Origin of the sequence: Spiroplasma endosymbiont of Cantharis nigra (genome assembly GCF_964019925.1) — a bacterium.
In the GTDB taxonomy this organism is placed as follows: domain Bacteria; phylum Bacillota_I; class Bacilli_A; order Mycoplasmatales; family Mycoplasmataceae; genus Spiroplasma_A.
The window spans coordinates 502645-519380 of sequence record NZ_OZ026470.1; the positions used below are offsets into that span (position 1 = coordinate 502645).

At 22.8% G+C, this 16736-nt stretch carries 19 protein-coding genes; 2 read left to right on the plus strand and 17 right to left on the minus strand.

Annotated elements, in window-relative coordinates:
* Window positions 1-91: 91 nt before the first annotated feature.
* The 8 genes from AACL04_RS02155 to AACL04_RS02190 all read right to left on the minus strand — a co-directional run bounded on the left by AACL04_RS02155 (window position 92) and on the right by AACL04_RS02190 (window position 8484).
* Window positions 92-304 carry a DUF896 domain-containing protein gene (locus tag AACL04_RS02155; RefSeq protein ID WP_339030994.1) on the minus strand — a complete coding sequence of 71 codons (213 nt, stop codon included), beginning with the start codon at window positions 302-304 and terminating at the stop codon, window positions 92-94.
* A 32-nt stretch (window positions 305-336) separates the two neighbouring features.
* Window positions 337-1299, minus strand: a complete 963-nt coding sequence (locus AACL04_RS02160) for an ROK family protein (RefSeq protein WP_339030995.1) — start codon at window positions 1297-1299, stop codon at window positions 337-339.
* A gap of 80 nt (window positions 1300-1379) precedes the next feature.
* On the minus strand, window positions 1380-2231 hold the full coding sequence (locus tag AACL04_RS02165) for a hypothetical protein (protein WP_339030996.1): 852 nt from the start codon (window positions 2229-2231) through the stop codon (window positions 1380-1382).
* Window positions 2224-2925, minus strand: coding sequence for an ABC transporter ATP-binding protein (locus AACL04_RS02170; RefSeq protein WP_339030998.1), 702 nt, complete (start codon window positions 2923-2925; stop codon window positions 2224-2226). The genes AACL04_RS02165 and AACL04_RS02170 overlap by 8 nt, the downstream gene beginning before the upstream one ends.
* Window positions 2926-2927: 2 nt before the next feature.
* Window positions 2928-5519 (minus strand): endo-beta-N-acetylglucosaminidase, encoded by a 2592-nt coding sequence (locus tag AACL04_RS02175; protein ID WP_339031000.1) that lies wholly within the window; start codon window positions 5517-5519, stop codon window positions 2928-2930.
* Window positions 5520-5617: 98 nt separating this feature from the next.
* Entirely contained in the window at window positions 5618-6922 is a 1305-nt protein-coding gene (gene yqeH, locus AACL04_RS02180; RefSeq protein ID WP_339031002.1) for a ribosome biogenesis GTPase YqeH, read from the minus strand.
* A complete protein-coding gene (locus tag AACL04_RS02185) occupies window positions 6909-7493 on the minus strand; it encodes a YqeG family HAD IIIA-type phosphatase (RefSeq protein WP_339031004.1) in 585 nt (194 codons plus the stop codon). Before AACL04_RS02185 ends, yqeH begins: the two co-directional genes overlap by 14 nt.
* A 55-nt stretch (window positions 7494-7548) precedes the next feature.
* Window positions 7549-8484 carry a hypothetical protein gene (locus tag AACL04_RS02190; protein WP_339031006.1) on the minus strand — a complete coding sequence of 312 codons (936 nt, stop codon included), beginning with the start codon at window positions 8482-8484 and terminating at the stop codon, window positions 7549-7551.
* A 90-nt stretch (window positions 8485-8574) separates the two neighbouring features.
* Between AACL04_RS02190 and AACL04_RS02195 the strand changes: the two genes are divergently transcribed.
* Window positions 8575-9408 (plus strand): hypothetical protein, encoded by an 834-nt coding sequence (locus tag AACL04_RS02195; RefSeq protein ID WP_339031008.1) that lies wholly within the window; start codon window positions 8575-8577, stop codon window positions 9406-9408.
* A gap of 12 nt (window positions 9409-9420) precedes the next feature.
* On the opposite strand, the gene AACL04_RS02200 is transcribed toward AACL04_RS02195, so the two are convergent.
* The 9 genes from AACL04_RS02200 to rpsU all read right to left on the minus strand — a co-directional run bounded on the left by AACL04_RS02200 (window position 9421) and on the right by rpsU (window position 15434).
* Window positions 9421-10215: a hypothetical protein gene (locus AACL04_RS02200; protein WP_339031010.1), complete on the minus strand. Its 795-nt coding sequence runs from the start codon at window positions 10213-10215 to the stop codon at window positions 9421-9423.
* Window positions 10187-11197: a lipoprotein gene (locus AACL04_RS02205; protein WP_339031012.1), complete on the minus strand. Its 1011-nt coding sequence runs from the start codon at window positions 11195-11197 to the stop codon at window positions 10187-10189. The genes AACL04_RS02200 and AACL04_RS02205 overlap by 29 nt, the downstream gene beginning before the upstream one ends.
* 664 nt (window positions 11198-11861) lie before the next feature.
* Window positions 11862-12359, minus strand: coding sequence for a hypothetical protein (locus tag AACL04_RS02210; protein WP_339031013.1), 498 nt, complete (start codon window positions 12357-12359; stop codon window positions 11862-11864).
* A gap of 98 nt (window positions 12360-12457) precedes the next feature.
* Window positions 12458-12982: a hypothetical protein gene (locus AACL04_RS02215; protein WP_339031014.1), complete on the minus strand. Its 525-nt coding sequence runs from the start codon at window positions 12980-12982 to the stop codon at window positions 12458-12460.
* Window positions 12983-13063: 81 nt separating this feature from the next.
* A complete protein-coding gene (locus tag AACL04_RS02220; RefSeq protein WP_339031015.1) occupies window positions 13064-13201 on the minus strand; it encodes a Holliday junction DNA helicase RuvB C-terminal domain-containing protein in 138 nt (45 codons plus the stop codon).
* Window positions 13202-13204: 3 nt separating this feature from the next.
* Window positions 13205-14008, minus strand: coding sequence for a Holliday junction branch migration DNA helicase RuvB (gene ruvB, locus AACL04_RS02225; RefSeq protein ID WP_339031017.1), 804 nt, complete (start codon window positions 14006-14008; stop codon window positions 13205-13207).
* Window positions 13998-14549 carry a hypothetical protein gene (locus AACL04_RS02230; RefSeq protein WP_339031019.1) on the minus strand — a complete coding sequence of 184 codons (552 nt, stop codon included), beginning with the start codon at window positions 14547-14549 and terminating at the stop codon, window positions 13998-14000. Before AACL04_RS02230 ends, ruvB begins: the two co-directional genes overlap by 11 nt.
* Before the next feature lie 108 nt (window positions 14550-14657).
* Complete coding sequence (locus tag AACL04_RS02235) at window positions 14658-15071, minus strand: hypothetical protein (RefSeq protein ID WP_339031020.1); 414 nt, start codon at window positions 15069-15071, stop codon at window positions 14658-14660.
* A gap of 198 nt (window positions 15072-15269) precedes the next feature.
* Complete coding sequence (gene rpsU, locus AACL04_RS02240) at window positions 15270-15434, minus strand: 30S ribosomal protein S21 (protein WP_020834273.1); 165 nt, start codon at window positions 15432-15434, stop codon at window positions 15270-15272.
* A 123-nt stretch (window positions 15435-15557) separates the two neighbouring features.
* Here rpsU and coaBC point away from each other — a divergent pair, with 123 nt between their 5' ends.
* Window positions 15558-16733 carry a bifunctional phosphopantothenoylcysteine decarboxylase/phosphopantothenate--cysteine ligase CoaBC gene (gene coaBC / locus AACL04_RS02245; RefSeq protein WP_339031030.1) on the plus strand — a complete coding sequence of 392 codons (1176 nt, stop codon included), beginning with the start codon at window positions 15558-15560 and terminating at the stop codon, window positions 16731-16733.
* Window positions 16734-16736: the final 3 nt, after the last annotated feature.

Here is a 16736-nt window from a genome sequence, read left to right on the forward strand (position 1 = left end):
TTTTTACACTTAATAAGGATTTATTAAGTGTAAAACAACCCTTATTTGCTTATAAAAGAGCTTTAAAAGGCAAAAAAAGTTACTTTTGGTATTAACTACTATGGTTACCTTTTTTCTTTACTATAGCGCCATTTTCATCAATAATTGTTACATTTTCTAGTTGTTGTTCAAGTCCCTTTCGAAAAATAGCAATATATTTTTTTCTTAACTGATCACGTTCTTTTAATTCTTCATTTGTTAATTCTCTTTCTTTTGCAATTTTAGCAAGTTCATTAATTCGTTTTAACAGACTTTCCATTTCCATAAAAAAAACCTCCATAAAAAAATGATTGAAAATTAGAATATTTTTCAATCATTTAATGCATAATAAGCGCTTCCAATCATTGCAGAATCATTTCCTAATTGTGCATTCTCAATTGTTAATTCTTCGGCAAACATTTCAATAATATACTTTTTAATATTTTTCTTAATAATTTTTATTATATGATCATCTAATTGAGTTAGACCACCTGCCAAGATAATAGCTTCTGGATCTAATGCATTTATCATTGCTGCCATATGCATAACAAGTGGTTCAACAGCTTCTTGTAAAAGTAAGATCACTTCAATTGGATCTTCATTATTTTCAAAAACCTCAACAATTTCTTTAAAAGTGATTGTTTCAATATTATTGAAATAACTTGATGCTGGATGATTTCTCTTTGATTTTAAACTTGTTTTAAAATGATTAACAATTCCTGATGTTGAAGACATTGGTTCAATACATCCTTTTAAACCACAAACACAGTCATACTTAGTTTGAAAGATTCCTCCACCATGACCAAATTCTCCTGCAAAACCTCTAGAACCAGGTGACAACTTTCCTTCTGTTATCACAGCTCCACCAATTCCACTATCAATATAGTAAAAAATGATTGAATCATATTGTTTTGCAACACCTGTTCAAAATTCTCCTAAGGCACTTGCATTAGCGTCATTTATTACAAAAATTTGTTTTTTAAATAAATCTTCTGCTTCTTCTTTTATATTATAATTTGTCAACTCAAGATTTGCTGAATATCTAATTATTCCAAGCATATGATCAACATAACCTGGAATTGCAATCCCTACTTTATCAATATCATCATCATAACTAATACCAATAGTTTCTAAACCATCAATAATCTTTTCATATAAATTGGGAATAATTCTATCTTTTTCATGATCAACTGAAAATTGTGCTTGTAAATCACCATATTGATTAACCAAACCTACTTTTGATGCTGAAATTCCAACTTCAATAACTAAAATTAATTTCATTATTTTTGTGGCCTCCCCAAACTTATTTAATATAAATATATCATTTTTTTACTTGATTAATAACATATTTTACAAAAATGTTATTTTTTATTATTTCAGTTAAATGAGAAATATGCTCCAGTTAATAAAGCTGAAGTATACAATAATCCAGTTAAACTTACTAAAGTCAAATTATAATTAAAACTAACTATTTTTCTATCACTATTTTCAATTATTCAACTTAGATTTTTAGCAGATGAACTTATTAAACCTACCCATACTGAATGTTTTTGAGGAAATAAATAACTAAAAATAACAACGCCTTTATTTATAGACATTAAATCAATTGGTAATAAATTATCTGAAAAAACAATGCATAAAATAATAATAATTATTGTTAAACTTTGTGATAATGCAATACTTTTAATCAGACCACTTATTATTGTTCCAATGGCAATTGATATTAAAATATTTAAACTAATTGCATATAAAATTCCTAATCACTCGCTAAAACTAATTAATGCAAAAGAAGTGGCTATACTTTCATCTATTGGTTTTACGTATAAAAGTCCTAATATCTCAATGGTAAAAAAACCAACCAAAAATGCTATAATTCCTGCTAAGAAATTAAAGGCTCAAATACTTAATAAAAACTCCATTTTAGATACTCCAGCACTATGTACTCTTTTTAAAAAAACTGAATTTTTTCACTCCGAAATAGAAATGTTTACTAAAAATACAATTGAATATGTTGGAATCATCATAAATAAGAATAATTTTGTTGGTTTATAATTAGCATTCATACCACCAGTAAATCATGTAAAAACGCATAAAAAGAATATTGGTATAAAGAATAAATAAACATAAGTTCTAAAATTTTTTAAAATTGAACTTGAAACTAAAAGAAAATTGTTAAAAAAGTTTTTGTTAAATTTAATAAATTTATTATTCATTTTTTTCAAACTCACTTTCATAATATTCAATTAACATTTTTCTTATACTTCCATGTTTTTTGATAATATTTTCAGTTATATCATCTAAATAAACTTCACCATTTTTTAAAATTATTACTCGATCGCACATTTCTTCAACTTCTTCAGGATTATGAGATATTAGCACAATTGTTTTGCCCTCACTTTTTAATTTTTTAAAAAAAGAAATTAATTTCAATTGCATTTTTAAATCCAAACCAGAAATCATTTCATCTAAAAAAATGAAGTGTGGATTGTTTATAACCGCTAAAAAGGCATTAACTCTTTGTTTTTGTCCTCCGCTTAAATTATTTAAATCTTTTTTTAAAATTTTTTCTATTTCAAAAATTTTAATTAACTCTTTTGTGTTTTCATCTATTTCTTTAAATCAATTTTGTTTAAAAAACTTAACTAATATTTTGGAATTGACTCCCATTGGTCACATTCCCTCTTGAAATTGAATCCCAACTTTTTTATAAATATTTTTCTCTCCGTCAATAAGTATCTCACCACTACTTGGCTTTATTTGACCAACTATCAGTTCCATTAATGTAGTTTTTCCCGCTCCATTTGAACCTAAAATTCCAAGACATTCTCCATTTTTTATTTCTAGATTTATATTTTTAAGAACCTTATATTTTCCAAAGTTCTTAGATAAATTTTTTATTTCTAACATTATTACCTCTCCATTTTTAATTTAATTCATTTAACTTCTTTTGTAGCATTATTTTGAACTTTTATATAAAGTTCATTGGTACTATTTGGAATATCTTTTACAAAATAATTGTTAGAGTTAGTTTCACCAACTCTAACTAGTTTATTTTCTTGTTTAAAATAGACTTCATAATAAGAATAGATATCTTTATCTTTTAATAAATTTTCAAAATTAAGTCTAATATTTTGAAAATTATTTCCTCTATCAATTAACAATTCTGATTGAGCTTTTAACTGTAAATTATCTTCTAAATTTTGAGTAATTTTTTCATAATTTACTGCTAATTGTCCTATATTAATTTTATTTTTTTCCTTTGAAGATTTAAATTGTAAACCAATTTTACCTATTATCCCTCCAGATGGTGTTATAGTAGTTTTTATTTCTTTTCAACCATCATCTAAATTCTTAACATCTATATTTGAAATAGACTTTATATTTGAATTATTTGATTTTATTTCTTCATATACTACACTTTCATTCGAAACTCCATTATTTGATTTATATACAATTGAAACTGTTAAAGGTTTATTATCTGTATAATTACTTCCCATAATCATTCAACTATAATTTTTGCTTGTATCAAATGTGGCCTCTTCAATTTCTCCATCATTTTTAATTGCATTTTGTTTTTTCGAACCTAGTGCAATTGAATTACCTTTCAAATAAGGATTAAGATAATCATAATAACCAGTAATATCTGCAAGTTTTTCAATTTGTTGTTTTTGGCCAGTACCATCGTTTTGCAAAATCATTCATTTATATGTAGGTTGCACGTCAGCTATATTAGTATTACTTCACGGATAATTTTCTTCAATAATTCTTTCTTTTTTATCATTAAATGAAACAAATTTTGACCCATTACCAGTTGAAAAATTTGTAAAGAATGATTTATTAAAATCATTCATAACTGTTCTTTCATTTACTAAATTTCCTACTCCATAACTTAAATCATTAGGAGGCAAGAAAGTTGAATCATTATAAGAAACAGATCCCTTATCTTCATTTGATAACTGTCTATTTTTTCCAGTATAAATCATGTCATCATAATAATTTTGTAATGTCATTCCATAAAGATCAGTTTCCTGATTAGGAATTGTATTATTAATTTTATCCATCTCTTGTTGTGCTAAATCACTTGCCGTATGTGCAGCAAAAATAGCTAAAGAATTATGAGAATTAGCTTGCTGTGCCCCTTTTTCAATATAGGTTCATTTATTATTATCTTTATCTTCTCTTTCTTTTACAACGTCACTTAATTTATATTCATTTCCATTCTCATCAAAATGTTTATAAACAAGATCTCTAAGATCTCTTTGACCTATTTTGTTTTTATCATAAAATATTTGCCCATTGATTCATCCACCCAAATTATACATATTAAAAATTTTGTGCGAATCTTTTTCAATTTTATTTTTCTTGATATAATCAAGAGATTTATTTGTAGTAATTCCAAAATCACTTAAAAAATAATCAGTATTTTTTTGAAGAGCTTCGGACTCTTGGTTTGCTGTTTTACCAGTTGAATCTAATTCCAAATTACCATTATTTTTATATGAAAATAATATTAATTTCTTAATATTTTCATCTTTTGAGTCTTTAATTTTTTGATTTCATTGTTTCATAATTTCAATAACAATTTTATAACTTAAAATATAACCATCTTCAAAATAACCATTTGGTTCATTGTTTCAAAATCATCCATCAAATCCTAAATCAACTGCCATATTAATTAAAATATCTACTATTAGATAATTTCCTTTAGTATCCTTTTTTAAAAATTTTTCTAATATATCCTTTTTTAGACCATGATATCCATCCAAAAAAATATTTCCTAATATTTTGGTTCCATTTATATGAGCTTTTTCAACTTCATTTTTTCCTGGAGGAACAATGATTCCTTCATCAGCTGCTCCTGCTCAACTAACCATAATATCATTGTATTGATAATTATTAAAACTTCTTGAATAAGTTCTCTTATTTCCAATAATAGTATTTTCATTAGAAGTACTATTAATAATTGTTGTCATATTCATTTGTTGAATTTTTTCGTCTTGAGATTCAACTCATTTTGAAGCAACATTGGTTCTCTTTTGAAGTTCAATTCTTGATTTATTATACTTAGCATCTAAATCATCTTTGTAGTTTCATTCTAGTATACTATTTACCTTATCAAAAATTTCATTTCTTTTAATTTCCATTATATCTTTTTTTCTATTACCATTTGGTAAAAATTTTGAATTTAATGGTACACCAGTTGGCGCTTGTTTTAAAACTTCTAAAGCTGTTTTAAAACCTGTATTTAAATATTTATAATTTAAATAGCTATTTTTTTCTTTAATTTTTAGTTCTATTTCTTCATCTGACACTGATGAAGGAATATCATGTAATATCCTTTTAGTTTTATCATAGTATGGTTCCTCTTTTTTCCAGTTATAATCTGATATTTTTGAAAGATCTGTACCATAATTAACCTTATTGTTTCCACAAGAAACTGTATATACTAAAAAAGGTATTACTACTGTTACTGATAACAATATAAATACTATTTTTTTCATTTATTTTATTCCCCTTAAAATAAATTTAGCAAAAAAAAAAAAAAAAGTAAATAACTTTTTTTAATTATTATTCAATTCACTCCAATAATATACTTTTTTTAAATCAATGCTTCTAACTGACTTACTTTTATTCCATATTCTGTTTTAGGTACAGTTATTTCTAATTTCATACCCTTATAAGTCTTAAAGTTTATTCAACCCAAACCTGAAATATGTAAGTCTATTTTTTTCTCGTCATTGTATACAAAAGTATGAACTTCAAAATCACTGTCACTTGAAAGTAATCTTGGAGATAAATTATAACGATTCTTTTTAAAGTATTGTTGAGCATTTACTTTTTTTGTTCTATGTAAAGGCATTTGTTTATTGATATAAAAGTGAAAATTAGTTTTAGTTGGTTTATGATTCTTTTCATTAATTGCTTGACCTTCAACAAAACTAAACCATGCAAGTCCTCCATAAAAAATTGACTGACCAGCATTTAACTGATAAGTAACTTGTTTAATTTCTTTTTTAAAAAAGAAGAAATCTCAATAATTTGGTGCAGTTGCAATAGCTATATGATTGTGTTTTACAAGACCAGGTGTATCATAAACAAAATTATTTTCTGTAAAGTTAATTTTAATTTTATCTAAAGTTGTATTAACATATTTTGAAGTAACAATTGATGGAATTTGATTATTATATGTTAAACAAGCATTTATTAAACTTGATTTACCAGCATTTGAAATTCCAACAATATATTGATCATATTCTACTGATTTTAATTCATTTACTAATGGAAAAATATAGTCAGCTTTAAGAGATGAAGTAAAGATAATTTTTGATCCAGAAATTGGTGAATCTTCAAAGAATTTTTTAACATAGTTTAAAATTTTTAATTTTTTTACTGCTTTTGGAAATAAGTCAATTTTATTAACTAAAATAACAACTTCCTTTTTTGATATTAATTTTTCTAATCAAGTTAATCTACTCCCAGGTAAATCAAACATATCAACTACATAATAATATCTAATTTTATTTTTAGTTTGATTTATTTCATCAATAATATCAATAAAATCCTTATCATTTATTTCTTGTTCTACTAATTTATTGTAGTACTTTATTTTAAAACATCTTAAACATAAATCTTGTTTTTCAATATTTAAACTAAATCCTGGTAATCTTTTATCAAGAGTTTGCAACTCTTTTCCACAACCAATACATTTTTTAGGTCCTTGTGATTGATAGTTTGTAGTATTACCAATACCAGGTTTAGCTTCTGTTAAACTAACTTTACTTCTTTGTTTAATTTTAATTGATTCTGGTTCTTCACTATTAGCATTAATTTGTAAGGCTTTATCTTCCAAATCTGCCAATTGTTTTTCAATTTCATTTAATTTTTCATTATTAGAGAATTTCATAGTTACCTCCTATTTCTCCTTCATTATAGAATCCCTCATGTAAGATATTCCTTTGTGATAATTTCTTCAAAATATGTTTTTCTAAAAACTGTACTGTTTTACTTTCTTCTTTATTTCTGCTTAAAGGTGATACTAAGATACTTTTAATATGTGCTCTATTTGCAACAAGTACATCTGTAACAAGTTGATCACCTATTATAATCATTTCTTCTTCTTTATATTTAAATAGTTTTTTAACTAATTTCATCTTACCTAAAAGTGGTTTTTTACAATCTCAAAAGTAATTTTTAATCCCTGCTTTTTTTGCAAAATTTTCAACCCTACTTCTAATATTATTAGAAAATAAGACAAATTCCATATTATGCGAATAAACATTTTTAATAAAATTTAATACATTTGGTGAAGGAATTCTTTCATTTCACCCAATTAATGTATTATCCATATCACACATTATTAGTTTTATTCCACTATTTTTTAGTGAGTCCAAATTTATCTTTTCATAACTTTCAAGATAGATAGAGGGTTTAAAATAATTTAACAATAATAAATTTCTAGATTTTTTATTTGACATTAAAAACACCTCACATTATTAACTTAATTATACCAATTTTATTGTTTTATCAATCTTAATCTTTTTTAATATAAGTATTTTTAGCATAAGGAACTTGTGTAAATTCATATACAAAAGATAAAAATTCCAAAACTTTTAAGACATCATTATAGCAATGGTCAATTACTCTTTTTATGTTCTTATTCATTGCTTTAAACTCTTCATATTCCATTTTTCTATTAACTGATCTTGAAAAAAATGAGTATGCACTACAACACATAGTATAAATATCATCTTTTTCATCTTTGAAGATATTTTGATTAATATCTTCAAATCAATCAAAGAATTTTTTAGTTCCTGTTAAAGCAATCATTTCATCACTTTGCTTTCCTGCAGGTAGATTTTCACGCTTTCAAAATTCTTCACCTAATTTATTAGTATTTGAAAATGAAAAAGTATTCTCTAAAATATCATAAATATCAAAATAATTAGCATTTAATTCTTTACTATCTTTATTATAAAAAGCCATTTTTAGTGTTTTTCTTGCAAATAATCTTTTATTATCATTAATTCATTTATTAATGATTTTTACATCATTGCTTGCCCCAGCACAAACAATTGTTCTTATTTCCTTATTTCGACACATATTCAAAAATGAAATAATCATTTTTGAATATTGATCAAAAAAATCATATGCTTTATCATTAAAATTTCTTTTAATTGTAATTGATTTAATTGCTTTTTTATTATCTCTATTTGAGATCTCTTTTAAAGATTTGGCAAAAGAATACTGTATGACATAAACTAAATCTTTATTATTGTCATCGTATAGTTTTTTCTCATTTTCACCATTATCATGTGAATGATTAAAAAACTCAGTATCTAAAACAATTATTGGAAACTGAATGTTTTCCAGAATCTTTTTAGAACCTTCCCTGTCAAATCTAAAGTTTTGGTTTTCATTAAGTAAAAAGAAGCCCTCATCAATTATTTTTATTGAATTCCTTTTCATTTTAATACCTACTTTAAAAAGATAATATCATATTTTTAGGTATATAATTTTGATAAATATAAGTTATTATATTTATAAAGGTGAAAATAAATGCAAAATTCAAATAATTTTAAAAAATATTTAGATGAAATTTCAGTAAAATGATTCAAAAATTTTATAATTGAAAAAATTGAAAGTTTTAGAAATGGTTTTATAGAAGAAAATGACCCAGGTTTTGGAGACTTTACTCCTGATTTAAATGTCACATCTTATATTTTAAATAATGTAAAAACTGATATTGAAACTATTAGCAAATATAGTGATATCAAGGAGTTTATTGAAAAATATAGTTTAAATATCAAAAATAGTGAAGATCTTAAAAGTATTGGTAATGCTGCCCAATCAGAATTATTAGAAACAATAGAAAAAAATCCTAATAATATTCAAGAAAAAATAACTGAATTGATAATGAAAATGCAAATAAACAATATAACTAAAAATCTAGACAAATCTTTAAAAATTATTGAAACTTTACTTAATAAATTAGGTGAAGATACTTCAATTAATGAAATTGAATATGAAGATTTAGAGTATATTCTTCAAAATAATTTAGAAAAAACATTGAAAAAATTAAAACAATGAAATCTTGAAAATCCAAAACAAAGTGACTTTTATAAAGAAGAAATGGTTATAGTTGAAAATGATCCTGACTTTCAAAAAAGAAAGGAAGCAAGTGAAATTATTGAACATTACTTTGGTAATATAATTGGTCAAGAAATTGAAGAGAACGAAATTGAAGGACTTTCCGTTGAAAATATTAATGAAAACTCTAAGATTATTATATTTAATAAAGGAATCATGATTAGTGAAGAACTGCGTGGAAAAATTGAATTAATTAGCTGTATTTTTAATAATAGTAAAGAGTTTAAAAAAAACAATGTCTAAGGACATTGTTTTTTAAATGAATTTATACCTAAATCCATCAATAATCATAAATTCTTCTTGAGTACTACTATCTTTTTCAAAAGTTATTTTGCCTGTTAAATCTAACGATAATTTTGTTTTTGCTGATCAAGTTAGTTTAGAAATAAATGCTTTTTTTTGATCTTCATTTAATGTACCATCAATTTCATAGTCTCAATCGCCTTTTTCATTCTTTTTTTCTAATACTTTTAATCTGAAATTAATTCCATCAATTATTTTATTTATAAAATTAAACGTTTCACTTTTATTTAAAGGATTTGAGTTAGTTAAGGATGCTAATACTTTTCCCTGATCTTTTCATCCTTTTTTTATAGTTAAGGCTAAATCTGATTCAACTTTTGTACTATAAGCACCATCAACATTTTTAACAACTATTGAGTTTAAAAAAATATTTTCTACAATAATTGTCATTCCTGTAAAATCATAAGAATTTTCTATTATATTTGGATTATAAATTTCTGCTAATATCTTTATAAATTCAGCTTCAGTTGGATTATCTAAATCTAATTCAACTTTATTATTTGCTATTTTATTTGAAGATAAATTTGATTCAAAACCATTGTGCTCTCATGAATCATTTATGAATTCTAAATATTCAAGATTATATAATTTAATAGTTTCATTATCTTTAAAAAATATATTTATGTCATTTGTAAAACCCGTAAAACTTTTCGATGCAATAGAAATTAATGGATCACATGAAACACTCATAATTGCGGAAGTTGGTATGATAAATAAACTAGATAGTATATAAATTATTTTCTTCATTTTCTTCCCCTTTTATATTAATTTCTATAGAAATTTTATCAATTTTTATATTATCTATATTAAAACTTTTCAAGTTAATTGATTCATATTCTTCTTGATTATTTTCTAATTCCTTTTCTTCTATTTCATTATTATTTAATTTAAACTCTAAATCTTGTTGATAATAATAAAATAAGTTTTTTACAATATTTATTTTTTCCATTTTTTTTGTCTTATCAACATCTTCAAAAGATATTTTTAAAATATTATTTATCTCTTTTTCTTCTGTATCTTTTTCAGCGATTTCTTCAGTTTCAATGTTAACTGATTCAGCTAAAAGTAAATTTTTAATAATTTCTTCATTTAAAATAAATTCTTTATCAAAAAAATTAAATTCTGTATTAATCTTTTTATCTTTCTTTTTATCAATTATTTCTAAACTATTTTGTTTAGATAAAAGAATTAAATTATCTTCTTTTCTATACTTTCCAAAAAAATATATATTTTTTGAATAATCTAAACTTAACTCTAGATTTGAATAATCATAGAAAATATTTTCCTTTTCATTAGGTTCTATATTAAATCATTGAGCCAAATCATCCAAGGCATATTGTGTCATTATTCTATCTTTTATATTATTATCATTTCCAACATTACCATATTCGTCTGAACTAAGTTCATTACCAAAAAAAGTATTATCTCTATCACAAATAAATTCATCACAATTTAATTTTAATTCATTTCCATTTAAATTAAGTAGTTGTGCTTGTTTTTCAATTTTAGTTTCTGGTTCTGGAATCTCAAGTTTTTTTTCTAAATCAGGAAACATAGAAAATTCCTTTATTTTAGTGTTATTCTGATTATTAAAAACTGTTTGAAATGCTTTATTATAGTTAGTTTCATAAAATCTATTACTATTTTCAGTGTTTCCACAAGCCACAACGGCAGCTGTTGTTGAACTTAGCAAAGTTACAACACTAAAAAAATTAATTATTTTTTTCAAATTTATCACCTTTTAAAATTATAACAAATAAAAAAAGAAATTTATATTCAGTTAACTTTAATTGTCAAAGTATAAGCAAATAAATTTCCATTTATATATTTTTACGATTTTATATAAAATGTATTGTATTTTTAAAAAATTAGTTTCATTTTTTATTTTAACTCTTATACCTTCTATTAGATTAAAAATATATTAGTAAATCTTTAATAATCTAGTTTTACTACTTAAGATATTTTATAAGTTTTTATAATGGCGAACATCTTCATTTCTCCAAGTCTAGACTCGCCTTGTATGTGAGTTATTTTTTAATACACTATTTTAATTTAAAAGAATATAATGACTGTCAATAAATCACTTAATAGTTCTTAATTTTTATTAAACCACAAATAAAATTTATATATTAGACCATACTAATAAAATAATTCATTTTAATTAAAATATTTTTATCAATATAATAATTTAAAAAATTTACTTGAATAAAGATTTTGTTTTATTCAAGTAAAAAACTTATTAGTTCTAACTATTTTAAATTATATTTATTATTTGTCTTTAAAATTTTAGCTCTTTACTTTTTAATAAAAAAAAAAAAAAAACTCCTTGTAAACTTTAATGATATCTATTCATTTTGTATACTTAGAGAATTAATCTAATATATTTACTATTATTATTTTACAACACCATCTTCTCAGAAATTAATTGCTAAAATATTTTTTATATATCTTATTGATATTTCCAAATCATTTATTGGTATTTTTAAATGACCATTTGTATTTCCAGTTGCAATATTAACTAAAATTAATTGAGGAATTTCAGGTTCAGAATTAATAAAATCAATTGGATCCATATTTTTTATTTCTTCAAAACCAGAGTTTTCGTATAATTCTCTTTTAAAAGAAAGAATTCCAGTTTCCATTCAATTTTGAATTAATCAATCTTTAATTTTATTATTTAGTTCAGCTATATCATTTATATTTGAAGAAATAATTTCTAATGATCATTTAGGAAAAGTTCTTATTAATTCTTCTAAAGATTTAATAATTAAAATTTCTCTAAAAGTTTCACCACTATCACTTTTACCTTGAATCATACAAAATGATGTACCCTCTTGAAATGTTACTTTACCTAAGCTTGATTTTTTTAAATTATAAACTTTCTTTTCCATACTAGCCCCTTTGAAATACGATTAACAATATTATACACTAACTTTTTATTAAAATTAAATATAAAAAATTGCTAAATCAACGAGTTGATAAAATTATTTTATTCTTTAATTATTTTTTTATCTTCATAATTATCAAGATAAGTTTTTGCAAATAAAATTCCAAATAATGAACCTATTAATAAAAGTGAATTACTTAATCCCATTAATAAAAAAAATATTAAAGACAAAAGTATTGAAAGCTCATCACCATTTTTAAAAACTCCAAAAATTATTGCAGGTAAAATTGAAATTATAAGTCCTACACCACTCGCACATAAACCAAAGATGTAACCAAATCTTTGAGATATTGATTTTCTCGAATTAATAAAAATTAAAATAAAAATTAAAATAATAAATGATATAAAAGTTACTAATAAAATTGTAATACCAATACCTTTTATTAAACTTAAGCTTGCATCTAAATTTGTTTGTAATCATTTTCCTAAATCTAAAAAATATTTATAGCTACCTTCCATAAGAGGTTTTATTGATATTAATAAAATAGAAATAACCATTACATTTATTAATAAAGTAAGGATAAGATATATAGAAATGTTTGATAAAGTTCGTGAAAGTCTTAACATGATAACTCCTTTTAATATTAATTTAATTTTAGCATTTTAAATATCTTGTTTATATTTTTTTTAAATATTAAAAATAAATACTTAAACCAAAATTTCTTTTTCTAATCATTGAATTGCTTTTTCAGTTATTTTTCTTCCTTTAAAAGTTTTCTCAACTAAAAAGTTTCTAATTAAAATTGGTTCAATTAATTTTATAATTATTTGTTGCTGTAATCCCATTACTTATTGAATGGTTTCAATACCTAATACTGAATGTTTATATAAAAGTTTTAAATAAGAAATTTCTTGATTGGTTAATCCAAATTTATAAATTTCCAATTTTAAAAAAATACTTTTAATAATTTTTATATCAATATTTTTAAGATCTAAAGTAATAATATAATCATAAATTCTTTTTAAAAGATTAATTGCAACTCTTGGAGTATTTTGACAAAACCTTGAAATATAATTTATTACTTCTTTATTTAAATCTATTTCTAACTTCTTACAATTTAATTCAATTATATCTGCAATTTCATTTTCACTATAATGTTGAAAATGAAATAATATGGGAAATCTATTTTTAAATGGTTCGGCTAATTTATTTATTTCTGTTGTTGCACCAACTAAAGTAAAGTTTGCAACTTTTATATTAACAACTTTTGAGTTATATTCTTTACCTACAATTATGTTTAACTTATTATCTTCTAGCACTGGATATAAAATTTCAAAAACTTCTTTTGAAACAGAATGAATCTCATCAATGAATAAAATTTCATTTTCTTTTAAAGATGTCAATGGTGAAATAATATCACTTGGTTTTTGTAAACTTTGACCATTTAAAATATAAATTTTTTTATTTATTATTTTAGATACTAAATAAGCTAAACTTGTTTTACCTAAACCAGATGACCCATGAATAAGAATATGATCTAAATTTTTATTTCTTTTTTGAGCAGACCTTACAAATATATTTAAATTATTTATTATATTTGTTTGTCCAATAAATTCCTTTAAACTATTTGGTCTAAAAACATTATTTTCCATAATTGTTTAAACTTAAAATTGTTTTAGATAAAAGAATTTCTTCACTTAAATTTAAATCAATATTTTGAATAGCTTTATAAATGTCAGATAATTTATATCCAAGTTTGTTTAAAGAATTTATTACATTCATTTGTTTTAAACTATATTTCTCATTAAATAATTTTAATCTTATTTCACTGATGACTTTTTTAGAAATACTTTCAGATAAATTACAAACTCTACTTAAGGAATTTATATCCTGCTCTTTGCAAATTTTAATGAAATCTAAATGATTTAAATTTTTAAATATTTTTTTAATAGTTGTTATTCCAATATTTTTAATATTTAGAATTAAATCTGCTAAATCTCTTATTGATTTACTTTGAAAAAATAGTAAATCATTAGAATAATCATTTTTATAATTTATAACATACAAAATAAGCATTTTGTTTAGTTGTAAATTCTCATTAAAAATTTTGTAACCTTTATAGCCAATATTATTAACTTTTAATAAAATAAAATCTTCATCTTGTTCTGTTATAGTGCCTTCCAAATAATACATTAAAGTATCACCCCTATTACATAATCGCTATAAAATAAAAAAAACAAAACAAATTTTGTTTTGAATATAATTTTTTATAATAATTTAAATTTTATCAAGATAAGTATATTATTCTTCGTATACTATTTTTATTTTTCTTTTTTTATTTTGTTCTAATTTCTCAATATTTTCTTTAAAGAATGCAATTCTTTCTTCTTTAATTTGACTTGCTCTTTTTTTATCAATTGGTTTCTTTTCCATTGCTAATTTTATTTTTAAATCTTCAACAGTATAGTTTCTTCCATTATTTAAAATCTCATGAATTCTGGCTTTATTTTTAATTGCCTTTTTAATTTCTTCAGGTAAATCACCTAATTTAGAAGATCCCGTACTATTTGACTTTCTTAATAATTCAATTTTTGTAATTTGATTATTTACTACTGCTTCTGGTTTACCAACAGTTCTACCACTTTCAAGTTTTTCTAATGATCCAAGTGAATATAAATTGTTAATTGAATATGCCTTTTTGTCCTTCTTTTTCATTTCACAATTTCTCCTTTAAAGTTTTATTATTACATTTAATTATATCTTATTTGCTTCTATTAAGGTTATAAAAAATAAAATAATTATTATTTTAATTAACAAAATAATTTATATAGATTTATAAAATATTTTAAGAATATGATGAAATTACATATATTAGTTTAAAACCAATTTCAAAAAAATAAAAAAAAATTTGATTTAACCAAATTTTTTGTTTTGTTTTTGTTTGTAAATACGTTTTTCTTTTTTACTTAAATGATATTCACGTTTTCTTGCTTCTGATTTATTTGAAGCAGCTACTTTTTGAAAACGTTTTAGTGCTTTTTCAATTGGTTCACCTTCGCGTACAACAACACTTGCCATTTTTTCAACTCCTAGTCAACAATAATTATAGATTGTAAATTGCTTTGTGTCTATATTTTTTGCAAAAAAAGTGAAAAAAATGATAAAAAAGTAGATAATATTTAAAGAAATGGGTAAAAATTCATGAAAAAACAAATAAATTTAATAGTTACAGGAGGAATTGCTGCTAGTAAAGCTCTAAAACTATATCAATTATTAACAAAAACATATGAAGTTAAGTTAATAATAACTAAAAATTCTAAAAAGTTTGTAAATTTTGGTGATATTGACTATTTAGAGGACATATTTGATAGAGATTTCTATGACTCACATCATTATGGTGAGCATATAAAAATCGCCTTTCAAAGCACTCTAAATGTGGTTTATCCCGCTTCTTACAACTATATTGGTAAAATTGCCAATGGAATAGCTGATGATTTAGCTAGTTTAATATTTTCTGTTTCAAATTACAAAACAATTTTATTTCCAAGTATGAACTCAAATATGTATTTAAACCCTATTTTAGAGAAAAATAAGAATATTTTAGAGTCTAGTGGAAATGTTAAGTGAATTGAACCAAAATATGGTAAATTAGCAAGTGGTCATGAAGGAATTGGTAGATCATTAGAACCTGATGAAGTAATAAAAGTTATTGATTTCGAACTAAACAGTTTTAAAAACTTATCAAATAAAACAGTTCTACTAAATTTTGGTAAAACTAGAAGTTATATTGATAAAGTTAGATATATTACAAATGCAAGTAGTGGCAAAATGGGATCTGAATTAAAAAAAATCCTAAAAACAAATTGTAAAGATTTAAAAACTGTCTTTGGTGACACATTAGTGGCAAATATTTCAGATAATGATAATATTTACGTAAAAACAAACTTTGAAATGTTAGAACAAATGTTAAAAAACTTTGATAAAGCAGATATTGTCATTTGTTCAGCCGCTTTATATGACTTTGAAGTTGAAAATTATATTGATAAAAAAATAGAAAAAAGATCTCTTTCAAAAAAGGATTTAAATTTAACCCTAAATCCCGCAATTGATGTTTTAAAGGAACTAGGAAAAGTTAAAAAAAATCAATTCCTAGTTGGTTTTTCCTTAGCAAATGATTTTGATTTAGAGAAAGCTTGAAAAAAAGCACAAGAAAAAAGTCTTGATATGTTAGTAGTAAATTTAGCAAGCGCTATGGAATCAAATAGTAATGAGATTAAAATATTATTAACAAAAAACAAAAAAATTATTGAGTTTAATAAGGCAAAAAAAAGTGAAATTGCCTTTAATATTATAAAAACAATTAATGATAATATTTAAAAA